The organism is Ruegeria sp. K7 (assembly GCF_056531785.1).
The window spans coordinates 1-778 of the sequence record NZ_JBQFMJ010000048.1 but is presented as its reverse complement, the minus strand read 5'-3'; the positions used below and the strand labels follow the sequence as shown (position 1 = coordinate 778).

2 protein-coding genes are annotated in these 778 nt (G+C 54.1%); both read right to left on the bottom strand.

Going from position 1 to position 778, the window contains the following annotated elements:
• On the bottom strand, positions 1 to 412 hold a 412-nt coding region (locus ACR0FE_RS23615; RefSeq protein WP_480915557.1), incomplete at its 3' end, for an IS3 family transposase.
• 23 nt (positions 413 to 435) lie between these two features.
• Positions 436 to 723, bottom strand: a complete 288-nt coding sequence (locus ACR0FE_RS23610; RefSeq protein WP_170548140.1) for a transposase — start codon at positions 721 to 723, stop codon at positions 436 to 438.
• Positions 724 to 778 lie beyond the last annotated feature (55 nt).

Here is a 778-nt window from a genome sequence, read left to right as displayed (position 1 = left end):
TGTACTCATCAAGCACAGTCAGCATCTTGTAGCTCCGCCCACTGCTCAGCTTGTCATGGACAAAATCAATCGCCCAGACATGGTTGGGATGCGTGGGCCTGAGCCGGATGACAGAGCTGCCCTTGTGATAGAGCCGCCTTCGTTTCTTATGCCGATGTGGCAGCTGCAAGCCTTCTTCGCCCCATAATCGTTCGATCTTCTTGTGATTGACCTGCCAGCCCTCTATCCGCAAAAGCGCTGTCACTTTCCGATAACCATATCGTCCGTATTGCTTGGCCAGCCGGATCATCGCCAGGCGCAGCGCATCATCACTAGTAGCCTTGGACCGATAGCGATGACTGGACCGCGCCACACCCAACACAGCGCAGGTTCGACGTTCCGATGTATCCAGCTTTTGGCGGGTGTGGATCACGGCCTGACGCAACCCATCAACCGTCAGGCCTTGGGCTTTAAATGATCCAGGCTCTCCTTCAGGATCAGCTTGTCGAGCTGAAGATCAGCCACGATCTTCTTAAGCCGCTCATTCTCTTTCTGAAGCGCTCGCATCTCTGACAACTGCGGCCGCCCCATGCCGCCAAACTTCTTGCGCCAGTAGTAATACGTCTTGTCTGAAATCCCCGCCTTCCGACAAGCGCTCACAACATCCAAACCATCATGCAAATGCACGTCGATCTCGCGCAAAAGCTTCAACGCATCTTCATCCGAATACCGCTTCCGAGCCATCCATCATCCCTTCCGTGACACCAAAATAGTGGCACAGTTTTACGGGGCTAAGACA

Coding starts and splice junctions, on each gene's coding strand:
- ACR0FE_RS23610 (WP_170548140.1), bottom strand. CDS start 723: ATGGCTCGGAAGCGGTATTCGGATGAAGATGCGTTGAAGCTTTTGCGC.